Origin of the sequence: Sphingobium sp. AS12 (assembly GCF_019097845.1) — a bacterium.
GTDB lineage: Bacteria > Pseudomonadota > Alphaproteobacteria > Sphingomonadales > Sphingomonadaceae > Sphingobium.
This window is the reverse complement of sequence record NZ_JAHRGM010000001.1, coordinates 415,641-437,028: the sequence shown is the minus strand read 5'-3', so window position 1 is coordinate 437,028 and position 21,388 is coordinate 415,641. Positions and strand designations below refer to the sequence as shown.

Genomic DNA, 21,388 nt, shown 5'->3' with positions numbered 1-21,388 from the left:
CGATCATTCCGGTCTCTATCGTTCAGACAGTAAAACGCCCCGCAACCAGTTGGTTGGCGGGGCTTTTTACTGCCTGGCCGATGAATGACTGCTCGGATCAGCGGCGCGGAATGCTGCGATGGTGCAGCCGCAGATAATCAGGCACCGCCTGTGGCACTGCGCCGGTCGACACCGGCTTGCGCGCCAGTTGCGGGTCGATCGGTTCGTCAAAGGACAAGCCAATCTTGTCCTCACGCGCCCAGGCAACGATGCCGGTCATCTTGCCGATGCCCCGCAGTTCAAATTCCACCCTGGTGCCCGCAGGAACGCCGCGTTCGCAGTCCGCCATCAGGCCGGTGGCCGAAAGGTTGCGCACGCGGGCCTTGCCCAGCGGTGCACCTTCGGGCGTCATGAAGCTGGTTAGCAGGAACAGACTGTCACGCGGCGCGGAGCGTGCCGGTCCCCGATCGGAAGATTCCTGTTCGTCGTTCATGCCAAGACCCGCGAATAAAATGCCAGATAATTGGTGGGCATTATAGTCGCGGGGGAATGGAGAAAGGGTTAATCGTCGCGGGAGATCTTCTCTTGCCGCTCGTGTCGTTCCTGCGCTTCGACCGTCATCGTTGCAATCGGCCGAGCCTCCAGTCGGCCCAGCGAAATCGGTTCGCCGGTGACTTCGCAATAGCCATATTCGCCATCCTCGATCCGGCGGAGCGCCGCCTCGATCTTGGAGATCAGCTTGCGCTGGCGATCGCGGGTGCGCAGTTCGATCGACCAGTCGGTCTCGCTGGATGCACGGTCGTTGAGGTCGGGTTCGCGCAGCGGTTCATTCTGTAGGACAGCGAGCGTCCCTTCCGCTTCAGCATGGATCTGCTTCTTCCAGTCCCACAGCCGCTGCCGGAAATATTCCAGCTGGAGCGGGTTCATGAATTCCTCATCGGCGGACGGCCGGTAATCAGCAGGAAGTTCGACAGTCGATTTGGGCGGCTTGTCGCCGTCTTTATCGGAATTCAGGACCGATGCCATCTGGCTCTCCGACTCGGAGGACGCCGGCGCTTAACGTCCGGGCGCCCATGACTTTTCATTGAGGGCGCCTCATAGCGACGGGCGCAGGGCGACACAAGCGGGCAATCTTACGCGTCCGCTTCATTCTGTCCGATTTCGCGGAAGGTCGCTGGCCTGTCCTGTCGAGTCCGGCCAGCGGGGCAAAGGGGCAAAACATGCCAAGCGATTTTTACCCGGCACGCGCCAGTCGTTCCATAGTGGGACGTTAACCATTTCCCTTGGGAAGAAGGCAGGATTTCCCTCGACTTGACCATCATATTCAGGGTTAACACCGTTGCAGTTAACGCTTTCTTTTGCGTTCTTGCGCATAGGAAGTTCCGAGCAGCCCTTCATTGGATAACGCCAATGCCGGGTTGCAGGACAACAAGATGAAGAGTGGACCCTATGTCGGTACGGATGGCTTTGGCTAAATTGTGCGCCTGCACTTGCGGCGGGGCGATCATCGGCGGTGGCGCGGTGCATGTTGCCGAAAATGCGCGACCGGCAGTGGTCCACAGCAGCAAGAGCACCAAGGCGGCAGCGCCCCGGAAACGCTATGCCGTGCGGACAGTGAAGCGCAAGGTGGTGCGGACAGTCACCAAAACAGTGCCGCAGACCGTTACGGTCGTAACGCATCAGGCTCCCGTGCCCCTGCCCATGCCCATGGCTGAAATGCCGATGATGTCGGGCGGCGGCGGTGCCGTTCCCATGGTCATGGGCGGTGGCGGCGGCTTTGGCGGCGGCGGCTTCGTCGGTGGTTTCTTCGGCGGCGGTGGCGGCGGCAGCGGTGGCGGGTCGGTCGTGATTTCCTCGACCAGCAGCTCGACCGGCGGCATCAGCAGCTCGACCAGTTCGACCACGGGCGGCGTGTCCACATCGACCGGCGGCGTTTCGACCTCCACCGGTGGCGTCTCGACCTCCACGGGCGGTGTTTCCACGTCCAGCGGCAACGTGTCCACATCGAGCGGCGTGTCGACGTCGAGCGGTAATGTGTCGACCTCCAGCGGCAATGTCAGCAGCAGCTCGTCCTCGTCCAGTTCCAGCTCTTCGTCCTCATCCTCCTCGTCCAGCTCCTCATCGAGCAGTTCGGGCGGATCGAGCGGCGGCAAGCCGGGCAAGCCTGGCCATGGTCACGGGTCGAGCGGCGGATCGGGTGGCAGCTCCGGCTCCAGCGGCAGTTCGGGATCGAGCGGCAGCAGCGGATCGTCGGGCAGTTCCGGGTCGAGCGGCAGCAGTTCTTCGTCGTCATCCTCGTCGTCGGGCAGCTCCTCCTCTTCGGGCGGTTCGTCCAGCTTCGGCAGCACGGGCAGCAGCGGATCGAGCGGCAGCTCCGGCTCCAGCGGCAGTTCGGGGTCGAGCGGTTCGTCCTCCTCGTCGAGCAGCAGCAGCTCCTCCTCGTCCAGCAGCTCCAGCGGCGGATCGAGCAGCAGCGGCGGCACCGACGTCCCTGCCCCGCCGATGATCCTGCTGTTCGGCGCAGCCGCGGTCGCACTGGTCGCCCGCCGCCGCTTTGCCGAGCGCAAGGGCGACAAGGCCGCCTGATCCGTCAGGCAGCGACGCGAAAAAGGGCGGCTCCCGATAGCGGGGGCCGCCCTTTTCGTTTGCGATCATGCTCTTGCAAACCCAGCATACACTCTCGTCATGCTGAACTTGTTTCAGCATCCATCGTGCCCCAAAAACCGCCGCTCGCAACGAGAAATGGATCCTGAAATAAATTCAGGATGACGTTGAAAAGGAACGCAATGTCACATGCGATATCCCTTTCCTTTTTAGGCAAGGGAAGCTTTGTCGCTTCCAAATCAATTGTCGGCGATGATCCGTTCGATGTCGGCGATCGGATGGTTGACCAGATCCTTGGCGATCTCGCCGGTCAGGCGGCTTTCGACTTCCTTGTGATAATGTTTGCGCATTTCGCCCAGCGTGCCGGGCGGGGCGACGATGATCAGCTTCTCATAATCATTGGCAAAGGCGCGGTGCTTGAGGATATCGGCGGCTTGCGCTGCGAAGCGATCCTCCTCCAGATCGTGGAAATTGGTTTCCGACATGGCGCTGCGATGTCCGCCGACCGAGCTGAAGGCGCGGCCGGGCGTGTCCGTCCCCTGATCGCGACCGGCCGGATTATCCTGCTTCTCGACCTGTTCGGTTTCCAGGCTGGGGATGGCGGCGTCGCCCTTGTTACGGAAAAACAGCATCTTGCGGCCGTCGGCCACCAATATGAGCGCGTCCTGGTCTATCTGCATCGCCTTGTCCTTTTCATTTTACGGGATGCTTGCCTAACGGATGACAGCGCGCAGGGTTGCGTGGCCCGTCGCACGGCGGCATAGGACTGCCCCATGCACGACATCCGTTTCATCCGCGAAAATCCCGCTGCTTTCGACGCTGGCCTCGCCCGGCGCGGGCTGGCACCCCTGTCCGCCGAAATATTGGCGCTGGACGAGCAAAGCCGGGCGCTCAAGACGCAGTTGCAGGTGGGGCAAGCCCGTCGCAACGAGGCGAGCAAGCTGATCGGTCAGGCCATGGCCGCGAAGGACGTCGAGAAGGCGGAAGCACTGAAGGCCGAAGTCGCAGCGATCAAGGAAGGCACGCCCGTGCTGGAGGCGCAGGATCGCGAGGTTGGCGACGCGCTTGGCGCGATGCTGGCGGCGATCCCCAACCTGCCTGCCGACGATGTGCCGCAAGGCGACAGCGAAGCCGACAATGTGGAGGTGAGCCGCTGGGGGACGGTGCGGGCGTTCGACTTTGCGCCGCAGGACCATGCCGATTTCGGCCCGGCACTGGGGCTGGATTTTGAGGGCGGCGCGGCTTTGTCCGGCGCGCGCTTCACTGCGTTGCGCGGGCAGATGGCACGGCTGCACCGAGCGCTGGCGCAATTCATGCTGGACCGGCAGACGGCTCAGAATGGCTATGAGGAGGTCAATCCGCCTCTGCTGGTGCGCGACGAGGCCTTGTTCGGCACCGGACAGTTGCCGAAGTTCGCGGAGGATCTGTTTTCCACCTCATATCCTCTTGATTTATCAAAACTTCAGCAAGAAATAGAGATCGCTTGCGAAGGCCATTTCACCAATAGATCCACGCGAGATTTGTTCGTATGGGGACTTTCTCGAAAACTCAAAGCTGATCATGACTCGCTACCGAAGCGCTGGCTCATCCCGACCGCCGAAGTCAGCCTCACCAATCTGGTCGCCAACCAGATTGTGCCGCTGGCTGACCTGCCCGTCCGGCTGACCGCGCTGACCCCCTGTTTCCGCTCCGAAGCCGGGTCCGCCGGGCGCGATACGCGCGGGTTCATTCGGCAGCATCAGTTCGAGAAGGTCGAACTGGTCGCGATCTGCGCGCCTGACGAGTCGGAGGCCGAGCATGAACGCATGTGCGCGGCGGCGGAGGGCATCCTTCAGGCGCTCGCCCTGCCCTATCGCAAGATGCTGCTCTGCACCGGCGACATGGGCTTTGGCGCGCGCAAGACATGGGATCTGGAAGTGTGGTTGCCCAGCCAAAACACCTATCGCGAGATCAGTTCGGTTTCCAACTGCGGCGATTTTCAGGCGCGGCGGATGAACGCCCGCTACAAGCCGGAAGGGGAGAAGCAGACGCGCTTCCTGCATACGCTGAACGGGTCGGGGCTGGCCGTCGGGCGGACGCTGGTGGCGGTGCTGGAAAATTACCAGCAGGCCGATGGCAGCGTGATCGTGCCGGAGGTGCTGGCGCCCTATATGGGCGGCATCAGCGAACTGCGGCCCAGCTAATGAAACGGGACATGGACCTCATCAGAGAATTGCTTCTACTGATTGAAAGCCATCCAGTATCTGATCCCATTCTTACCAAAGACATTTGTATCAATGGATATAGTGACGTGCAGATTGGGCTGCACATTAATATGATGAACGATGCAGGACTACTTGTCTCAGAAACTGCAAACAGCAAGACAAATATTCATCGGACGATTTTGGTCATTTTGATATTTGACTTGTCTTGGAAGGGACATGATTATTTAAGCAGTATTCGAGATCCTGCTATTTGGAAAAAGACTAAATCCTTTGCGGCGAAGGCGGGAAATTCCAGTTTTGAGCTAATGATCGAAATTGCGAAATCGTTAGCCAAACAGGCTCTCGGTCAACTTGGGCTGCCAGTTGGGAATTAAGCTATTGCGTATCCTGCTCACCAACGACGATGGCGTTCACGCCCCCGGCCTCAAAGTGCTGGAGGCCATCGCCCGGCAATTTTCCGACGATATCTGGATAGTCGCGCCGAGCGAGGAGCAGTCGGGGGCTGGGCATAGCCTGACGCTGACCCGGCCGTTGCGTATCCGCAAACATGGCGAACAGCATTATAGCGTCACCGGCACGCCGACCGATGCGGTGATGATGGCGGTCGGGCATTTGATGAAGGATGCGCGGCCCGACCTGATCCTGTCCGGGGTGAATCGCGGGGCGAATCTGGCCGAGGATGTGACCTATTCCGGCACCGTCGCAGCGGCGATGGAGGGGGCGATTTCGGGGATCAGGTCGATCGCGCTGAGCCAGGTCTATGCGCGCGAAGGGATGGGCGACGCGGTGCCATTCGCCGCCGCGCAGGCATGGGGCGCGAAGGCGATCGCGCCGCTGATCGCCATGCCGCCATCGCGCCGGATGCTGTTCAACGTGAACTTTCCGGCGATCGAACCCGATGCGGTCAAGGGCATCCGCGTCGTGCGGCAGGGATTTCATGATGTCGATCGCACGAAAATCGTCGAGGGCACCGACCCGCGCGGCTATCGCTATTATTGGTTCAGCCTGGGCAGCAGCGACGCGGTGCCGGAGGGGAGCGATCTGGCGGCGATCGCGCAGGACTATGTCACGGTGACGCCGCTTCATTATGACCTGACGCAGGACAGCGCGATGGCGGCAACGGCGGCGGCGTTCGGGCAATAAAGGCAGGGGGTGGCAAGCGCGGCGCGATGCGATAGACAGGCGGCGATGCAACGATCGCTCTTTCATGCTGCCCTGCTGCTTGCCCCGATGTTGCTGGCTGGCTGCATCCCCAATGAGGCGGCGCCCGCACGGGGCGAGACGCCCCCGCCCCGGCTGGATGCCGATGCGTCCGCCGTCGAACTGGTCGAGGCGGAGCCGGTGTGGACCGCGCAGCAGGTGGTCGCCAATGCGCAGACCGTGGCGACATCCACCTATATCGTCCAGCCCGGCGACACGCTGCGCGGCATCGGCAATCGCAGCGGCGCGGGATCGGAAGCGATTGCGCGCGCCAACGGGCTGACGCCGCCCTTCGCCATTCGCGTGGGTCAGAAGCTGACCATCCCCGGCGGCCGCTATCATCTGGTGGCGGAGGGGGAGACGGGGATTGCGATCGCGTCCGCCTATGGCGTGGCGTGGAGCCGGATCGTGACGGCCAACGGGTTGAGCGAACCCTTCATGCTGCGGCGGGGCCAGCGGCTATTATTGCCGGGTGATGCGCCAGTGGCCGCGCCGGACCTGGAGCAGCGCGCCGCCGCCTTCCGCATCGACATTGACGATGTGCTGACCGGCGGCCAGCCCGCAGCGGCGGAAAATGCGCCGGTGGCCGTCGCCTCGTCCCAGCCGCGCCCGCTGCCGAGCAATGTGCCGATCGCCCAGCCCGCCAGCTTCACCGGCCGTTTCGCCTGGCCGGTCAAGGGTAAGCTATTGTCGCGCTTTGGCCCCGGCGAGAGCGGCGCGAAGAATAATGGCATCGACATTGCTGTCCCCGCTGGCACGCCGATCCGCGCGACGGCAGACGGCGTGGTCGCCTATGCGGGCGACCGGGTGGCGGTGTTTGGCGGGCTGGTCCTCATCAACCATGGCAGCGGCTGGGTGAGCGCCTATGGCCATGCCAGCCGGGTCGATGTGGTGCGCGGGCAGAAAATCACGCGCGGGCAGATTGTCGGCCTGACTGGCGACACCGGCTATGCCAGCCAGCCCAAGCTGCATTTCGAACTGCGCAAGGACCGGGTGCCGGTGAACCCCATTCCCCAGCTGCCGACCGCGCCATGAGGGTGGACCGGGCGGCGTCGCGATCGACCGAAGGCTTTTTGCGGCGGCGATCGTCCATGCCGATGTGGGTGGATTTGAGCTGGCGCGTGGCGCTGGTATTCGGGCTGATCGCGCTGGTGCTGCTGCTCCACTGGGTCGGGCGCGATGGGCTGAAGGACAATCTCGACAATCATATCAGCTTTGTCGATGTGCTCTATTTCACCACAGTCACGGTGACGACCGTGGGCTATGGCGACATTGTCCCTGTCACGCCCGAAGCGCGATTGTTCGAATCGCTGTTCGTCACGCCGATCCGGCTGTTCGTGTGGCTGATCTTTCTTGGCACAGCCTATTCGCTTTTCCTCCGCAACATCCTCTACAGGTGGCGCATGGCCCGCATACAAGCCGATCTGCACAATCACATCATCGTCACAGGGTTCGGCACCAGCGGGCAGGAAGCGGTGCATGAACTGCTGGCGCGTGGCACCGACCCGCGCGAGATCGTCGTGATCGACGGCAGCGAGCAGGCGCTGGAACTGGCCGAGGCGCAGGGATGCAATATCTTGTGCGGCGATTCGACCCGCGACCGGACATTGAAGGACGTGGCGATCCACCGCGCGCGCAGCATGATCGTGTCGGCTGGGCGCGACGATACGTCGATCCTGATCACGCTGACCGCCAGGCATCTGGCCCCGCGCCTGCCGATCAGCATCGTGGTGCGCAATGAGGATAACGAGTTGCCCGCGCGGCAGGCGGGCGCGACCACGGTGATCAACCCGGTCAGCTTTGCCGGACTGCTGCTGGCGGGCAGCACCAGCGGCAAGCATATCGCCGATTATATGGCCGATCTGGCTGCGTCGGGCGGGCGGGTGAAGCTGAACGAGCGGTTCGTCAAGCCGCAGGAGATTGGCGGGCCATTGTCGGCGATCACCACGGGGCTTGGCGTGCGGATCTATCGCGACGATCGCCCGATCGGGTTCTGGGAGGACGGCGCGCGGCAGCTCCAGACCGGCGACCTGATCATAGAGATTGTCGAGGGTGATGGGGCAGGAGCAAGCCGCGAACCGGCCTGAATGGCGCGTCCCCATCGCGCGGCGTGACATTCCGCGCAAAAATCCCTATGTGCGCGACCATCATGGCAACCAAATTTCCTGACGCGCCGAAGATCGGCATGGTTTCGCTCGGCTGTCCGAAAAACCTGGTCGATAGCGAACGCATCCTGACCAAGCTGCGCTCCGACGGCTATCAGATGTCGCCCGACTATGCCGGGGCCGACGTCGTGCTGGTCAATACCTGCGGCTTTCTCGATTCGGCGAAGGAGGAATCGCTGGAGGCCATTGGCGAGGCGATGGCCGAAAATGGCCGTGTCATCGTGACCGGCTGCATGGGTGACGAGGCGGAGCTGATCCGCGCGAAATTCCCGCAAGTGCTGGCCGTCACCGGCGCGCATCAATATGAGCAGGTCGTCAACGCGGTGCATGACGCATCGCCGCCGGTCCCCAACGCCTTTGTCGATCTGGTCCCCGAAGGCGGGCTGAAACTGACTCCGCGCCATTACAGCTATTTGAAGATCAGCGAAGGGTGCAACCATCGCTGTTCCTTCTGCATCATCCCCTCGATCCGGGGCGATCTGGTGTCGCGGCGGATTGACGCGGTGCTGCGCGAGGCGGAGAAGCTGGTCGCGGCTGGCACCAAGGAATTGCTGGTCATCAGCCAGGATACGTCGGCCTATGGCGTCGATACGCGGCATGAAAGCCGGTCGTGGAAGGGCCGTGACGTGCGTGCGCATATGACCGACATGGCGCGCGAACTGGGGCAGCTGCGCACGGCGGAGGGGCGCGCGCCATGGGTGCGGCTCCACTATGTCTATCCCTACCCCCATGTCGATCAGGTCATCCCGCTGATGGCCGACGGGCTGCTGACGCCCTATCTCGACATTCCCTTCCAGCACGCCGCGCCTAGCGTGCTGAAGGCGATGAAGCGCCCGGCCAATGAAGCCAAGGTGTTGGATCGCATCCATAAATGGCGCAGTATCTGCCCCGACATCACGATCCGCTCGACCTTCGTCGTCGGCTTCCCCGGCGAGACGGAGGCGGACTTCCAATATCTGCTCGACTGGCTGGACGAAGCGCAGCTCGACCGCGTCGGCGCATTCCGCTTCGAGCCGGTCGAGGGCGCGGCGGCCAATGCCCTGCCCGGCGCGGTGCCCGAAGAGGTCAAGGAAGAACGCTATCAGCGGATCATGGAAAAGACCGCGGCGATCAGCGCCGCAAAGCTCGCGGCCAAGGTCGGGCGCGTGCTGCCGGTGATCGTCGATGAGGTGGGCGAGCCGGACGAGGAGGATGGCTCGATCGGCGCGACCGCGCGCTCACAGGCGGATGCGCCGGAAATCGACGGCAATGTGTTTCTGCGCGATGTCGGCGAAGGACGCAAGGCCGGCGACATGTTCGACGTCATGATCGAGGATGCCGACGAGCATGATCTGTACGGGGTGCCGGTTTAGGGGCACACGCTCCGTCATCCCGGCGAAAGCCGGGATCTCCCTTCTTCTGTTTCGAGTGGATCAAGAAAAGCGGGATCCCAGCATTCGCTGGGATGACGGACGCTAATTTACCGCCACAAACCCGTCCTGATATTCGGTTTTGATCGCCTTGCGCATCGCCGCATCGATCGGCAGCGCGACCTCGTACGTCCCTTCCGCATAGGGACCAGCGCTGTAAGGGCCGACCACGACGGTCACGCCGTCGATCAGCTTGCCGTCCTTCGACGTCAGCACCAGCACCTGTTCCATAGGGTCGATGCACTGGGTAAATTCATCGTCACCCCGGACAACCGGCGCACCGCGTTTTTCGGCGCGTTGCTTGTCCAGTTCGGCGCAGAAGCGGTCGCGGATGGCGGCGGCGAAGGCGGCGGGGCTGGTCATCACCGCCTTGACGCTGGTTTCGCGACTGCGGGCCTTATCCCATAGCAAGCTATCATAGCCGGTCATGCCGTGCGCGCCGCCGGTAAAGACATAGGTTTGCGACTGAAGCGCCAGGAAGCGCGGGGTATTGGCGGACACGCTCCATTCGGTTTCCAGACTATGGGCGTGGAAGGGGAAGCCTGATTGCATCGACGCAGCGCTGTCGTCCTTCGCCATTTTCAGCGCATCGGCCCTGGAGGTTGCCAATTGCTTGCCAAACTTCTCCACCAGCGCGGGGATGGCGGCGGCCTGCGCAGGATAGGCATAGGCGAATTCCAGCAGTGCGCTCTTGTCCGTCTGTGCGAAAGGTTTGGCGGGGGGAGCTGGTGGCGGTGTACCCGCCATCTTGTCGGCAAAGCGGGACGCCGCGACATTGGCCGCCGCGTTGCCGTTCACCTCCTCTTGCGAGGGGGTGCAAGCAACCAGCAGCATCGCGGCGATACCCAACAGCCCCGCCGACCGGGCCAGCTCCCTGTGACGCATCAGTGCGCCCGTGCAGCGCGGCAGCGTTCGCCGATCGCCTTGCGCGCATAGTCGCTTTGCAGCGCTTGGCCCGCATTGGGCCATCCTTCGGCGATCAGCGCCTGTTCGACGGCATGGCCATTTTCAAAATGGCCGCTCTCCGCCAGCACATAGGCGCGGGCGCGGGCGGCCTGGAGGCCGCGGTCATCGGAATGAATCATCGTCTCTCTCCTTCGCATTTTGTGATGGGGACGAAGCTAGGCCTCACCGGCGCTGGACGCAAATGGGGAAAGGGCGACTTGTGCGGTGCAGGCGATGAAATTTCCCGCTTTCCATCAGTTGCGCCTTTCTCCTACACCCATCCCATGACCGATTATGCAGCCTTGCTCAAAGCCGACAACAAGCAACCTGCCCGTTCGATCCACCTCACTGAGGCGATAGGCTATGACGATTGGCTGGCGACCCAGCCGGAGCGGGTCCGCACGATCGTGGCGGCGCAGAAATTTCAGGGGAAGCCGGGCGAACAGGCGATCGTGCCGGGCGAGGCAGCGGGCGACTGGTGGGTGGTCGCCGGTATCGCCAGCAAGGCCGCGCCAGGTCCCTGGTGCCTGGCGAAGCTGGCCGAAACGCTGCCCGAAGGCACATACCGGCTGGCGGAAGGATCACCCGATGCAGCGGCCCTGGGCTGGCTGACGGCGCATTACCGGTTCGATCGTTATCGCAAGGAGGATGGCGCCGTCGGGCCGCGCGTGCTGTTGACCAGCGATGTCGCGCGGATCGAGGCGACGGTGCAACTGGCGCAGGCAATCGCGCTGGTGCGCGACCTCGTCAATACGCCCGCCGCCGACATGGGACCGGCCGATCTGGAAGCGGCGGTGGCGCAAATCGGCAAGGCGTTCGGAGCCAGCGTCACCACGACGCGCGGCGATGCGCTGGAGCAGGGCTATCCGATGATCCACGCGGTGGGCAAGGCGGCGGACAAGAGCTTCGCCCCGCGCCTCATTGAACTGACTTGGGGTGATCCCGCAGCGCCGCGCATCGCGATCGTCGGCAAGGGTATCTGCTTCGACAGCGGTGGCCTCGACATCAAGCCCTCGTCAGGGATGCGGCTGATGAAGAAGGATATGGGCGGCGCGGCCCATGCGCTGGCGCTGGCCCAGCTGATCATGGGCGCGCGGCTGCCGGTGCGGTTGCACCTGCTGATCCCGGCGGCGGAAAATGCGATCAGCGGCAATGCCTTCCGACCCGGCGACATATTGCAAACGCGCAAGGGGCTGACGGTAGAGATTGGCAATACCGATGCCGAAGGGCGGCTGGTGCTGGGTGATGCGCTGACCCGCGCGGGGGAGGAAAAGCCGGAGCTGATCATCGACTATGCGACGCTGACCGGCGCGGCGCGGGTCGCTGTGGGACCGGACCTGCCTGCGCTGTTCGCCAATGACGAACAACTTGCGGCGGAGATGGCGGCGGCGGGGGGTCAAGTGGACGATCCGACCTGGCGGCTGCCCTTGTGGGACGGCTATGCCGATATGCTCAAATCCGACATTGCCGACATCAACAATGCGGGCGAAGGCGGCTTTGCAGGAGCGATCACCGCCGCCCTGTTCCTCAAGCGCTTCGTGCCGGACGATGTGGCCTGGCTGCATCTGGATACGTTCGCCTGGCGCCCGGCGGCAAAGCCGGGTCGCGCCAAGGGCGGCGAAGCCCTTGGATTGCGTGCGGTTTTCCGCCTGTTGCAGCAGCGTTACGGGCGCGATTGAGCATGTGACGATTGTGCGCGTCCGTTACGCAACCGGATTGTGCATCATGCGTTAAGCCCACATGAACGCTCATCCCGCCACCGATCTTTCGCCCGCAATCGACCGGCCCGGCATATTGCCGCTCACCCACTGGATGCGCACCCTCGTCGATTATGTCCGGTCGGGCAAACCTGACCTCACCAACCGCCAGATGGCATTGATGATGACCGTCTATATTGGCGACGGGCCGCATACGGTGCGCGGCCTTGCCGAAGCGCTGCATGTGTCCAAGCCAGTCATAACCCGCGCCCTGAACAAATTATCGGCGCTCGGCTACCTCCGCCGTGAGCGCGATGTGAGCGACCGGCGCAATATTTTCATCACCCGGACCCCCAAAGGGGCGGAATTTCTTGACGCCTTTCACCTTTTCATCGCAGGAACCGCGCGCGATGACAGGTATGAACAGCCCCGCGCGGAACGGACCGCCTGAAAGAACCCGCTTCAAGCTGGACGGGCGTTCCGTCGCGCTCGATCGCCGTATCCACGCGGCGCGTGGCGACTTGGCCGACCTGGCCTTGGCTGGCACATTGTTTTCCGCCCATTATGCCCGCGCCGTCGCCCTCACCTGCGTTGCGCCCGGCACGCCGATCCTGAGCGCGCCATCGGCGAGCGGCGAAGGGGTCAGCGAATTGTTGCGCGGCGAGACATTCCATGCGCTGGACGTGATGACCGACTGGGCCTGGGGCTTTTGCGGGCATGACGGCTATGTCGGCTATATAAGGCGCGAAGCGCTCGACGTGCTGGAACCTGTCAGTCACCGGATCATTGCCAAAACCGCCCCGCTATTCCGCGCACCGGACATCAAGGCGCCGATCGCCGACTATTGGCCGGGCGGCGCGCTGTTTTCGGGCGAGGCGGAGGATGGCTTCATCGCCTGCGCCGAAGGCTTCATCCATGCGCGCCACGCCGCCCCGCTCGACGCCCCTGCCGCGGACTGGGTCGCGGTGGCGGAGCGTTATCTGGGCCAGCCCTATGTCTGGGGCGGGCGCGGGCATCGCGGCATCGACTGTTCGGGACTGGTGCAGGTGGCGCTGGGCCAATGCGGCCTGTCCGTGCCGCGCGACACCGACCTGCAATGCGAAGGGATCGGCAATCCGATCGACAGCGACGCGGTGTTGCGGCGTGGGGATATTCTCTTTTTCCCCCGCCATGTCGGCATCATGATCGACGGCAAGACGCTGCTCCACGCCAATGCGCACTGGATGGCGGTCGTCGCCGAACCGCTGGCCGATGTGGTTGCGCGGTTGGCCGGCGACCATGCCCAACCCATCATCGCGCGGCGGAGGATCGGCGCATGACAACACAGGTTTTCATCGACGGCGGCCATGGCACCACCGGCATCGAAATCGCCGACCGGCTGGCGGGGCGTCCTGAACTCTCGCTGATCCGGCTCGATGAGAAGGATCGCAAGGATGCAGGCGCGCGCCGCGATGCGCTGAACGCGGCGGACGTCGTGATCCTGTGCCTGCCCGACGATGCGGCGCGCGAAGCCGTCGCGCTGATCGACAATGACCGCACCTGCGTGATCGACGCATCGACTGCGCACCGGGTGGCGGATGGCTGGACCTATGGCTTTCCCGAACTGGAGCCGGGGCATCGCGAGACGCTGGCGGCCAGCCGCTTCGTCGCCAATCCGGGCTGCTGGCCTACCGGCTTTCTGGCGCTGGTGCGGCCTCTGACGCTCGCGGGACTTGTGCCTGCGGACTGGCCGGTTACCGTGTCTGGCGCGTCGGGCTATTCCGGCGGCGGCAAGGCGATGATCGCGGAATATGAAGGCGCAAACGGCGCACCGACCGCATTTCGCGCCTACGGCCTCGGTCTGGCGCACAAGCATGTGCCGGAAATGACCCGCTATTCGGGTCTGACCCATGCGCCTCTGTTCGCGCCTGCCGTCGCCAACGCCTATCGCGGGATGCTGGTCGAAGTGCCGCTGCAATTGCGCGCAATGCCCGGTGCGCCTGCGCTGGGTGACGTTCATGCCGCTTTGGCGTCGGCTTATGCCGGTTCGCCGATCGTCAGCGTCGCGCCATTGGCCGACAGCGATGCCATGGGCGTAATCGAGCTGGAGCAGGTCGGCGCGACCGACCGGCTGCAACTATACGTGTTCGGCAATGCTATGAGCGGTCAGGCGCGGCTGGTCGCTGCGCTCGACAATCTGGGCAAGGGCGCGGCTGGCGCGGCGGTGCAGAATCTCAATATTTTGGCTGGACTGCCGGAGACGGCGGGACTTCGGTTTTAACGCCGCACCCTCAGTGAATCGTCCCTAGCGGCTGGTCATAGGCCAGCAGCACGATCAGCCGCTCGATCTGCCGCCAGTGGCAGAAATGGATATGATTGCCCACGTCCAGGCTGCGGTCGGCGCGCGCGGCGGCTTCATATCCGGCATTGTCGCCGAACAGCGCCATCAGTTCAGCAGCATCCTCATAGCTTTTTCGGCCCGAAAGATATGGCAACTGCATTGCGACCCCCGTCATTCTTCTTGGCGACACCTGTTGGTTCGCTCCCACCTTCAATCCCCGTGCCATTTCAGCGCCTTGGCGCGGCAGGCGGGATGCGAGGGTGAACGGGGTGTTAGCCAAGTCCCATCGCGGGACGGACATCCCGTAACGGCACGATCCGTCCCGACACGGCGCGCAGCATCAAAGCCGCTGGCCTTGCCACGCCGTCCATGGCAAGGGGCTGGGCATGAGCAATGACAGGAAAGACCCGACTGGCGCGGGCGCGATCATCGCCTTCCTCATCCTGGGGGGGGCGATCACCGGCGGGCTGATGGGCCAGCCCAGTATCGGCCTGCTGGCGGGCGTGGGCGCGGGCATCGTGATCGCGCTGCTGCTGTGGCTGCGCGACCGACGCAAATAAGCGAGGCGGCCAGCCCCATCTGCCTTGCCCGACGCGGCATCGCGACATAGATGAGGGGAATGAACAAGCATCTGATCGCCCTCCCGCTCGTCGTCCTCACTTTGGCCGGCGGTGCATTCCTCTATTTCGCGCAAGGCGACACGGCGCAATTGCCGCCCGGCGCGGATATGGGACGCGAACCGGTGTTCACCGGGCCGCGCAGCGAGATGATCCCCACGGTCAATATCGCCGAAGTGAAGCCATGGACCGCAGGCGAGAAGCCGGTGCCGGCCAAGGGGCTTACTGTCGCGCGCTTTGCCGAAGGGCTGTCCCATCCGCGTTCCTTGCTGCGTCTGCCCAATGGCGACGTGCTGGTGGCCGAAACCAACAGCCCGCCCCGCCCGACCGGCGGCATCGTCAACCGGGTGATGAACTATCTGATGAACAAGGCGGGCGCGGGCGATCCGTCACCCAACCGCATTTCGCTGCTGCGGGACGCCGATGGCGACGGGCGGGCGGAGACGAAAACCGCCTTCCTGACCGGGCTGAACTCGCCCTATGGCATGGCGCTGCTGGGCAACACATTGTTCGTCGCCAATACCGACGCGCTGATGGCCTATCCCTACAAGCCGGGCGATACGAAGATCAGCGCGCCGGGGCGCAAAATATTGAACCTGCCCGCGCAGGCGCCCAACATGCACTGGACCCGCAGCCTGACCGTCAGCCCCGAAGGGATGCTTTATGTCGGCGTCGGGTCAAACAGCAATATCGGCGAAAACGGGCTGGAAACCGAAGCCAACCGCGCGTCGGTGCTGGAGGTGAACCCCCGGACCGGCGACTATCGCATCTGGGCGTCGGGGCTGCGCAATCCGGTGGGCCTGGCCTTTGAACCCAAGAGCGGCGCGCTGTGGGGCGTGGTCAATGAACGCGACATGCTGGGCAGCGATCTGGTGCCAGACTATCTGGCGCGGGTCGAATTTGGCGGCTTTTATGGCTGGCCGTGGAATTATTGGGGCGGCTATGAGGACCGCCGGGTCCAGCCGCAACGCCCGGAAATCCGCGAATATACCAAGCGGCCCGACTATGCGCTGGGCAATCATGTCGCGCCGCTGGGGCTGACCTTCGCCGACAAGGTGACGCTGGGCGCGCCTTATGCCGACGGCGCGTTCGTCGGCCTGCACGGCAGCTGGAACCGCAAGCCAGCGGCGGGATACAAGGTGGTGTTCGTCGGCTTTGGCGATGGCGAGGCGGGCAAGGCGAAGCCGGTCGATGTGCTGAGCGGCTTCCTCGACAAGGATGGCAATGCCCATGGTCGCCCGGTGGACGTGACCGCCGATGCCAAGGGTGCGCTGCTGGTCAGCGACGATGTCGGCGGCGTTGTGTGGCGGGTGACGAAGGGGACGTGATTTCCAAACCCGTTCGCTTCGAGCGAAGTCGAGAAGCCTCGGCTAGGCGTTTCTCGACTTCGCTCGAAACGAACGGATCTATGCCTGTTAGACGCTCAACCCGTTGCGCCCCGCCAGTTCAACCACATATTGCCACGCCACGCGCCCCGATCGGCTGCCGCGCTGGGTTGCCCACTGGATCGCTTCCAATGGATCGAAGCTGATCCCCAGTTTCGCCGCATAGCCGCGCACGATCGCGACATAGGCGTCCTGATCGAGCGCATGGAAGCCAAGGCTCAGGCCAAAGCGGTCGGACAGCGCCATCCGGTCATCCACCACATCACGCGGATTGATCGGGTCGTCCTGCTCCGACAGATGGCGCGGTACGATATGACGACGATTCGACGTCACATAGAGGCGCACATTGGCCGGCCGCGCCGCAGTGCCGCCCTGCAACAGCGACCGCAGCGACCGGGCATCGCCCACGCCTTCGTCAAAACCGAGATCATCCAGGAACAGGATGAATGGCCGGCTTGTGCCGCGCAGCAAAGAAAAGAGCGTGGGCAGGCTCGCCAGTTCGTCGATCGCGCATTGCAGCAAGGCGATGTCCTGCCCCTCCCCCTGCAACTGGCCGACGACGGATGCGACCACCGCCGACTTGCCCGTCCCGCGCGCGCCCCATAGCAGCACGTCATGGGCGGCATGGCCCGCCGCATGACGACGGCTATTGTCGAGCAGCGCGCCTTTCTGCGCGTCGATCCCGGTCAGCAGGTCATAATCCACCGGCGCAAACGCCTCGACCGCGTGGATCGCGCGACCATCCCAGACATAGGCGGGCGAAGCGGCAAGATCGGCGGACAGCGCAGGCGGCGGCGCGAGCCGTTCGAGCGCCTGGGCAATGCGGTTGAGCAGTTCGTCGGTCATGGCGCGGGCTTACCCGGCGACGGGCGCGACGGCAAGCATGGGCACTGCTGTCATGCGCCTATGTCATGCGACTGACGCAATGCCCTTTTACTGGGTCGATGCGCCGTCTATATCGCGGGGGCCGTGACCATCGCCAATCCAGCCTATTCCACCCGATCCTGCCGTTATGGCGCGGAATCCCTGCGCGAGGCGGCTTTGCTGATCCGTGCCGGTGAACCCGTCGCGGTGCCCACCGAAACCGTTTATGGCCTGGCCGCCGATGCGACCGACAGCCACGCCGTCGCCGCCATCTACAGCGCCAAGGGGCGGCCCAGCTTCAATCCGCTAATCGTCCATGTCGCAGACCGGGAGATGGCCGAGCGGCTGGCGGATTTCTCCGCTGTCGCCGATACACTGGCCGACCGCTTCTGGCCGGGACCGTTGACTTTGGTGCTGCCGGTGCGGGCCGATAGCGGCCTGTCGCCGCTGGTGATGGCGGGTCTGCCGACCGTAGCGCTACGCCTGCCTGCCCACCCCGCGATGCGCGCGCTGATCCGGGAAAGCGGACGACCGCTCGCCGCGCCATCGGCCAATCGCAGCGGATCGATCAGCCCGACACGGGCCGAGCATGTGCTGGCCAGCCTGAATGGCCGGGTGCGGATGATATTGGATGAAGGGCCGACCAGCGAAGGCGTGGAATCGACGATTGCCGCGCCGGAGCATGACCATGTCCGCCTGCTCCGGCCCGGCCCGGTGACGGCGGCGATGCTGGAGGAAGCGACTGGCCTGCCGGTTATGATTGGTATGGACGGAGGCAAGATCATCGAAGCGCCCGGCCAGCTCGAAAGCCATTATGCGCCGTCCAAGCCGGTACGGCTCGACGCCATGCGGGCGGAGCGGGACGAATATCTGATCGGCTTTGGCCTGATGCCCTGCCACATCAATCTCAGCCCGGAAGCCGATGTGCGGGAGGCCGCGGCCAATCTGTTCGCGGCGCTGCATATTGCCGACGCCAGCGCGCAGCAGCGCATTGCGGTTGCGCCTATTCCCGAAGAGGGGATCGGCGCCGCGATCAACGACCGGCTAAAACGCGCGGCGGCTTGATTGTGATTACCTGACCCTAAGCCGTTCGTCCTGAGTAGCCATTGAGCCCTTCGACTGCCTGCTTGCAGCAGTCGCTCAGGATAAACTTCACCAAAGGTGAAGTCGAAATGGCGTATCGAAGGATCAAGCGCTCTGCGCGATGCTTCGATACGAGCCTTCGACAAGCTCAGTCTCTACTCAGCACGAACGGAAGTAATTCAAAGGAACGTCATCGCGCTCAATCGCAATTATCGTAGCCCGCATCCTCGCACTGGCGGCGGCGTTCCTTGTCCGCCTTCTTGCGCGCCTTGCCATCGCGCGCTTCCTGCTCGCGCATCTTGCGGCCATAATTGCGATCGGATTCGTCCTGACTGGTCGTCGCCCAGTCCGCCGCCTGCGCGCCCGCGCGCACCGGCATCGTCGCGATGTCCAGCGCCGTCTTGGCGATACAGCCGGGCAGAGCCAGCAGCATCAGCGGCGCGGCCAGCATCAATATCTTGTTCATCATCAGTCCCCCGACTTGGTTCGCCGCCGTCCTGGCACAGGCTACCTTAACCGCCGCCTAATCAGGATGCCAAAGACGGCGAAGCGTGTCGCGGAAAATCAGCCGTCAATCCTGTCGGCAAAGCCCTTGCGCAATTTTGCGAGCTTGGGCGGGATCACCGCCATGCAATAGGGATTGCGGTCGCCGACCCGGTCCCAATATTGCTGATGATAATCCTCCGCCGGATACCAGGGGCCATCCGGCTCGATTGTCGTGACGATCGGATCGTCATGGTCCGCCTGCGCCCGGTCGATCGCGACCCTGGCCTCCGCCTCCTGCTCCGGCGAATGGGGGAAGATGGCGGAACGATATTGAGTGCCGACATCATTGCCCTGCCGGTTCAAAGTCGTGGGATTATGCGTCGCAAAGAAAATGTCGAGCAGGTCGGCATAGCTGATGATGTCAGGATCGAAGCTGATGCGGATCGCCTCGGCATGACCGGTCGTGCCGGAACAGACCTGTTCATAGGTCGGGTCGGGCTTTTCCCCGCCGATGTAGCCGCTCTCGACCGCGCTCACGCCCTTGAGATTTTGATACACCGCCTCGGTACACCAGAAGCATCCGCCTGCGAGTGTCGCGATTTCCTGCGCCATCTGTCCATTCCTATCCATGTTGGCCACACAGATAGGAACGCTCAGGCCGCCGTTCCAGCCTCCGCCGTCATCGCCGCCGCTTTCGCCCGTTCCTCGGCCACCAGTTCCTTGCGCGACAGCTTGCCGACCAGCGTGCGGGGCAGGTTCAGCCGCACTTCGACCTCGCACACCCGTTCATGCTTGCCCAGTTGCGGATTGAGCCAGTCTTTCAGAGCAGCGCCGTCAATCTGCGCATCCTCGATCAGGGTCACGAACGCCTTGGGCTGTTCGCCGCGATAACGGTCGGGAATGCCGATCACCAGCGCTTCCTTGACCATCGGATGATGGTAGAGCACCGCCTCGACCTGGCTGGGAAATACCTTGAAGCCGCCGACGGCGATCATGTCCTTGAGCCTGTCGACGATGCGGACATAGCCATCCTCGTCTATCTCGCCCACGTCGCCGGTACGGATGAAATCGCCGATAAATACTTCGGCGTCGGCGTCGGGCCGGTTCCAATAGCCCTTCATGATCTGCGGCCCGGCGAACAGCAATTCGCCTGGCTCTCCGGGCGGCGGCGGTTTGGTCGGATCTTCGCGATCGACCAGCTTGACCCGCGTCCCCGGCACCGGCTGCCCCACCGTCCCGGTCTTGTTCAGCCCCTCATAGGGGTTGGAACAGACGATCGGGCTGGTCTCGGTAAGGCCATAGCCCTCGATCAGCTTGGCGCCCGTCGCCGCCTCGAACCGTTGCCGCACTTCCAGTGGCAAAGGCGCGCCGCCCGAAATACAGGCGCGCAGCGAGGAAAAGTCGATGTTGCGGATCGCGGGATGATCCAGCAGCGCCTGGAACATGGTCGGCACGCCGGGCAGCGAGGTCGCCTTGACCCGCTGCACCGCCGCCAGCACCTGCGCCGCGTCGAAACGGGGCAGCATCACCATCTCGCCGCCGTTCATCACGGTGCGGTTGAGCGTGCAGGTATTGGCGAACACATGGAAGAAGGGCAGCACCGCAATGATGCGGTCCTCCTCATTGGCGTGCGGGTCGATCGCCTGCGCCTGCCGCGCATTGGCGGTCAGATTCTGGTGGGTCAGCATCGCGCCCTTCGGCGTGCCGGTGGTGCCGCCGGTATATTGCAGCAGGGCGATGTCCCGCTCCGGGTCGATCGGCGGCACGGTGCAGTCGCCTGCATTGGCGATCAGCCGGTCATAGCGCAGCACGCGCGGATCGTCCGGCAGCGGCACGGACTCGCTCGCCTTGAACAGGCGGAACAGCACGGATTTGACCGGGGGCAGCATCTCCGCCACCGATCCGACGACCAGCTTCTCCAGGCTGCTATGGTCCAGCACTTGCAGCGCCGTTGGCAGCAGCGCCTTGGCCGACAGGGTGAACAGGATTTGCGTTCCGCTATCCTCGACCTGATGTTCCAGTTCGGCGGCGGTATAAAGGGGGGAGAAATTGACGACGATCGCGCCCGCGATCAGCGCGCCATAATAGGCGGCGACATAATGGGGGGTGTTGGGCAGATAGAGACCGACCCGGTCGCCCTTCTTCACCCCCATCGCCTGCAAGCCGCAGGCGATGCGGCGGATTTGCCCGAACATCGTCCCATAGCTGAACCGGCGGCCCATGAAGTCGATCATCGGCGCATCGGGGTGGGCCATGGCACTGTTGGTGACCATCTCTCCCATCGACATGGGCGCGAATGTCCGGTCCCATACCGTGGGGTGCTGGTACCGCTCTCTCCAGATTTTTTCTATATTCTCCATGGGTGAAGTCTATGGAGAATAGCTGCTTTACGCAAGCGTCAACCACAGCAAAAAGGGCCGCGTCGATTAC

At 63.7% G+C, this 21,388-nt stretch carries 25 protein-coding genes; 13 read left to right on the top strand and 12 right to left on the bottom strand.

From position 1 onward, the window contains the following. Positions 1-97: 97 nt before the first annotated feature. The 5 genes from KRZ98_RS02250 to KRZ98_RS02230 all read right to left on the bottom strand — a co-directional run bounded on the left by KRZ98_RS02250 (position 98) and on the right by KRZ98_RS02230 (position 3,263). On the bottom strand, positions 98-472 hold the full coding sequence (locus tag KRZ98_RS02250) for a PilZ domain-containing protein (RefSeq protein ID WP_217672042.1): 375 nt from the start codon (positions 470-472) through the stop codon (positions 98-100). 68 nt (positions 473-540) lie between these two features. Further along, entirely contained in the window at positions 541-1,005 is a 465-nt protein-coding gene (dksA, locus tag KRZ98_RS02245; RefSeq protein WP_006966545.1) for an RNA polymerase-binding protein DksA, read from the bottom strand. Positions 1,006-1,658: 653 nt separating this feature from the next. Beyond that, the gene (locus KRZ98_RS02240) at positions 1,659-2,141 is read right to left on the bottom strand and encodes a hypothetical protein (protein WP_254798021.1); all 483 of its coding nucleotides are present in this window, start codon (positions 2,139-2,141) and stop codon (positions 1,659-1,661) included. A 12-nt stretch (positions 2,142-2,153) separates the two neighbouring features. After that, positions 2,154-2,555 (bottom strand): hypothetical protein, encoded by a 402-nt coding sequence (locus KRZ98_RS02235; protein ID WP_217672041.1) that lies wholly within the window; start codon positions 2,553-2,555, stop codon positions 2,154-2,156. A gap of 267 nt (positions 2,556-2,822) precedes the next feature. Then, positions 2,823-3,263, bottom strand: a complete 441-nt coding sequence (locus tag KRZ98_RS02230) for a host attachment family protein (RefSeq protein WP_119744322.1) — start codon at positions 3,261-3,263, stop codon at positions 2,823-2,825. Positions 3,264-3,356: 93 nt separating this feature from the next. On the opposite strand from KRZ98_RS02230, the gene serS reads away from it, so the two are divergent. The 6 genes from serS to rimO are packed head-to-tail and all read left to right on the top strand — an operon-like array spanning position 3,357 to position 9,504. Then, positions 3,357-4,766 (top strand): serine--tRNA ligase, encoded by a 1,410-nt coding sequence (gene serS / locus KRZ98_RS23945; protein ID WP_254798019.1) that lies wholly within the window; start codon positions 3,357-3,359, stop codon positions 4,764-4,766. Positions 4,767-4,777: 11 nt separating this feature from the next. Continuing rightward, positions 4,778-5,161, top strand: a complete 384-nt coding sequence (locus tag KRZ98_RS02215) for a DUF2513 domain-containing protein (protein ID WP_217672040.1) — start codon at positions 4,778-4,780, stop codon at positions 5,159-5,161. Positions 5,162-5,165: 4 nt separating this feature from the next. Next, on the top strand, positions 5,166-5,930 hold the full coding sequence (gene surE / locus KRZ98_RS02210; RefSeq protein ID WP_119744324.1) for a 5'/3'-nucleotidase SurE: 765 nt from the start codon (positions 5,166-5,168) through the stop codon (positions 5,928-5,930). Between the two features lie 45 nt (positions 5,931-5,975). After that, a complete protein-coding gene (locus KRZ98_RS02205; protein ID WP_217672039.1) occupies positions 5,976-7,022 on the top strand; it encodes a M23 family metallopeptidase in 1,047 nt (348 codons plus the stop codon). Further along, positions 7,019-8,074, top strand: coding sequence for a TrkA family potassium uptake protein (locus KRZ98_RS02200; protein WP_217672038.1), 1,056 nt, complete (start codon positions 7,019-7,021; stop codon positions 8,072-8,074). The genes KRZ98_RS02205 and KRZ98_RS02200 overlap by 4 nt, the downstream gene beginning before the upstream one ends. 47 nt (positions 8,075-8,121) lie before the next feature. Further along, complete coding sequence (gene rimO, locus KRZ98_RS02195; protein ID WP_217672037.1) at positions 8,122-9,504, top strand: 30S ribosomal protein S12 methylthiotransferase RimO; 1,383 nt, start codon at positions 8,122-8,124, stop codon at positions 9,502-9,504. A 102-nt stretch (positions 9,505-9,606) separates the two neighbouring features. Here rimO and KRZ98_RS02190 read toward each other — a convergent pair whose 3' ends face one another. Together KRZ98_RS02190 and KRZ98_RS02185 are read right to left on the bottom strand one after the other, a co-directional pair. Beyond that, complete coding sequence (locus tag KRZ98_RS02190; RefSeq protein WP_217672036.1) at positions 9,607-10,446, bottom strand: DUF4163 domain-containing protein; 840 nt, start codon at positions 10,444-10,446, stop codon at positions 9,607-9,609. Then, on the bottom strand, positions 10,446-10,646 hold the full coding sequence (locus KRZ98_RS02185) for a hypothetical protein (protein WP_217672035.1): 201 nt from the start codon (positions 10,644-10,646) through the stop codon (positions 10,446-10,448). The genes KRZ98_RS02190 and KRZ98_RS02185 overlap by 1 nt, the downstream gene beginning before the upstream one ends. Before the next feature lie 144 nt (positions 10,647-10,790). On the opposite strand from KRZ98_RS02185, the gene KRZ98_RS02180 reads away from it, so the two are divergent. From KRZ98_RS02180 to argC, 4 genes are all read left to right on the top strand, one after another. After that, the gene (locus KRZ98_RS02180) at positions 10,791-12,185 is read left to right on the top strand and encodes a M17 family metallopeptidase (protein ID WP_217672034.1); all 1,395 of its coding nucleotides are present in this window, start codon (positions 10,791-10,793) and stop codon (positions 12,183-12,185) included. Between the two features lie 61 nt (positions 12,186-12,246). Then, the gene (locus KRZ98_RS02175; RefSeq protein ID WP_217672033.1) at positions 12,247-12,654 is read left to right on the top strand and encodes a MarR family transcriptional regulator; all 408 of its coding nucleotides are present in this window, start codon (positions 12,247-12,249) and stop codon (positions 12,652-12,654) included. Further along, the gene (locus KRZ98_RS02170) at positions 12,614-13,522 is read left to right on the top strand and encodes a C40 family peptidase (protein ID WP_217672032.1); all 909 of its coding nucleotides are present in this window, start codon (positions 12,614-12,616) and stop codon (positions 13,520-13,522) included. Before KRZ98_RS02175 ends, KRZ98_RS02170 begins: the two co-directional genes overlap by 41 nt. Then, the gene (gene argC / locus KRZ98_RS02165) at positions 13,519-14,463 is read left to right on the top strand and encodes an N-acetyl-gamma-glutamyl-phosphate reductase (protein ID WP_217672031.1); all 945 of its coding nucleotides are present in this window, start codon (positions 13,519-13,521) and stop codon (positions 14,461-14,463) included. The genes KRZ98_RS02170 and argC overlap by 4 nt, the downstream gene beginning before the upstream one ends. Before the next feature lie 10 nt (positions 14,464-14,473). On the opposite strand, the gene KRZ98_RS02160 is transcribed toward argC, so the two are convergent. After that, a complete protein-coding gene (locus KRZ98_RS02160) occupies positions 14,474-14,683 on the bottom strand; it encodes a hypothetical protein (RefSeq protein WP_217672404.1) in 210 nt (69 codons plus the stop codon). Between the two features lie 226 nt (positions 14,684-14,909). Between KRZ98_RS02160 and KRZ98_RS02155 the strand changes: the two genes are divergently transcribed. Together KRZ98_RS02155 and KRZ98_RS02150 are read left to right on the top strand one after the other, a co-directional pair. Next, entirely contained in the window at positions 14,910-15,083 is a 174-nt protein-coding gene (locus KRZ98_RS02155) for a hypothetical protein (RefSeq protein WP_182913842.1), read from the top strand. A 59-nt stretch (positions 15,084-15,142) separates the two neighbouring features. Beyond that, a complete protein-coding gene (locus tag KRZ98_RS02150) occupies positions 15,143-16,468 on the top strand; it encodes a sorbosone dehydrogenase family protein (RefSeq protein ID WP_217672030.1) in 1,326 nt (441 codons plus the stop codon). Positions 16,469-16,555: 87 nt separating this feature from the next. Here KRZ98_RS02150 and KRZ98_RS02145 read toward each other — a convergent pair whose 3' ends face one another. After that, positions 16,556-17,371: an ATP-binding protein gene (locus KRZ98_RS02145; RefSeq protein WP_217672029.1), complete on the bottom strand. Its 816-nt coding sequence runs from the start codon at positions 17,369-17,371 to the stop codon at positions 16,556-16,558. Between the two features lie 123 nt (positions 17,372-17,494). On the opposite strand from KRZ98_RS02145, the gene KRZ98_RS02140 reads away from it, so the two are divergent. Then, positions 17,495-18,454 (top strand): L-threonylcarbamoyladenylate synthase, encoded by a 960-nt coding sequence (locus KRZ98_RS02140; RefSeq protein ID WP_217672028.1) that lies wholly within the window; start codon positions 17,495-17,497, stop codon positions 18,452-18,454. A 217-nt stretch (positions 18,455-18,671) separates the two neighbouring features. Here the strand turns inward: KRZ98_RS02140 and KRZ98_RS02135 are convergent, their stop codons facing one another. The 3 genes from KRZ98_RS02135 to KRZ98_RS02125 form a co-directional block, all read right to left on the bottom strand. After that, entirely contained in the window at positions 18,672-18,938 is a 267-nt protein-coding gene (locus tag KRZ98_RS02135) for a hypothetical protein (protein WP_217672403.1), read from the bottom strand. Between the two features lie 98 nt (positions 18,939-19,036). Further along, complete coding sequence (gene msrA, locus KRZ98_RS02130; RefSeq protein WP_217672402.1) at positions 19,037-19,570, bottom strand: peptide-methionine (S)-S-oxide reductase MsrA; 534 nt, start codon at positions 19,568-19,570, stop codon at positions 19,037-19,039. Between the two features lie 41 nt (positions 19,571-19,611). Next, on the bottom strand, positions 19,612-21,318 hold the full coding sequence (locus tag KRZ98_RS02125; RefSeq protein ID WP_217672027.1) for an AMP-binding protein: 1,707 nt from the start codon (positions 21,316-21,318) through the stop codon (positions 19,612-19,614). Positions 21,319-21,388: the final 70 nt, after the last annotated feature.

Coding starts and splice junctions, on each gene's coding strand:
- KRZ98_RS02250 (WP_217672042.1), bottom strand. CDS start 472: ATGAACGACGAACAGGAATCTTCCGATCGGGGACCGGCACGCTCCGCG.
- dksA (WP_006966545.1), bottom strand. CDS start 1,005: ATGGCATCGGTCCTGAATTCCGATAAAGACGGCGACAAGCCGCCCAAA.
- KRZ98_RS02230 (WP_119744322.1), bottom strand. CDS start 3,263: ATGCAGATAGACCAGGACGCGCTCATATTGGTGGCCGACGGCCGCAAG.
- serS (WP_254798019.1), top strand. CDS start 3,357: ATGCACGACATCCGTTTCATCCGCGAAAATCCCGCTGCTTTCGACGCT.
- KRZ98_RS02215 (WP_217672040.1), top strand. CDS start 4,778: ATGGACCTCATCAGAGAATTGCTTCTACTGATTGAAAGCCATCCAGTA.
- KRZ98_RS02205 (WP_217672039.1), top strand. CDS start 5,976: ATGCAACGATCGCTCTTTCATGCTGCCCTGCTGCTTGCCCCGATGTTG.
- KRZ98_RS02200 (WP_217672038.1), top strand. CDS start 7,019: ATGAGGGTGGACCGGGCGGCGTCGCGATCGACCGAAGGCTTTTTGCGG.
- rimO (WP_217672037.1), top strand. CDS start 8,122: ATGTGCGCGACCATCATGGCAACCAAATTTCCTGACGCGCCGAAGATC.
- KRZ98_RS02190 (WP_217672036.1), bottom strand. CDS start 10,446: ATGCGTCACAGGGAGCTGGCCCGGTCGGCGGGGCTGTTGGGTATCGCC.
- KRZ98_RS02185 (WP_217672035.1), bottom strand. CDS start 10,646: ATGATTCATTCCGATGACCGCGGCCTCCAGGCCGCCCGCGCCCGCGCC.
- KRZ98_RS02180 (WP_217672034.1), top strand. CDS start 10,791: ATGACCGATTATGCAGCCTTGCTCAAAGCCGACAACAAGCAACCTGCC.
- KRZ98_RS02175 (WP_217672033.1), top strand. CDS start 12,247: ATGAACGCTCATCCCGCCACCGATCTTTCGCCCGCAATCGACCGGCCC.
- KRZ98_RS02170 (WP_217672032.1), top strand. CDS start 12,614: ATGACAGGTATGAACAGCCCCGCGCGGAACGGACCGCCTGAAAGAACC.
- argC (WP_217672031.1), top strand. CDS start 13,519: ATGACAACACAGGTTTTCATCGACGGCGGCCATGGCACCACCGGCATC.
- KRZ98_RS02160 (WP_217672404.1), bottom strand. CDS start 14,683: ATGCAGTTGCCATATCTTTCGGGCCGAAAAAGCTATGAGGATGCTGCT.
- KRZ98_RS02155 (WP_182913842.1), top strand. CDS start 14,910: ATGAGCAATGACAGGAAAGACCCGACTGGCGCGGGCGCGATCATCGCC.
- KRZ98_RS02150 (WP_217672030.1), top strand. CDS start 15,143: ATGAACAAGCATCTGATCGCCCTCCCGCTCGTCGTCCTCACTTTGGCC.
- KRZ98_RS02145 (WP_217672029.1), bottom strand. CDS start 17,371: ATGACCGACGAACTGCTCAACCGCATTGCCCAGGCGCTCGAACGGCTC.
- KRZ98_RS02135 (WP_217672403.1), bottom strand. CDS start 18,938: ATGAACAAGATATTGATGCTGGCCGCGCCGCTGATGCTGCTGGCTCTG.
- msrA (WP_217672402.1), bottom strand. CDS start 19,570: ATGGCGCAGGAAATCGCGACACTCGCAGGCGGATGCTTCTGGTGTACC.
- KRZ98_RS02125 (WP_217672027.1), bottom strand. CDS start 21,318: ATGGAGAATATAGAAAAAATCTGGAGAGAGCGGTACCAGCACCCCACG.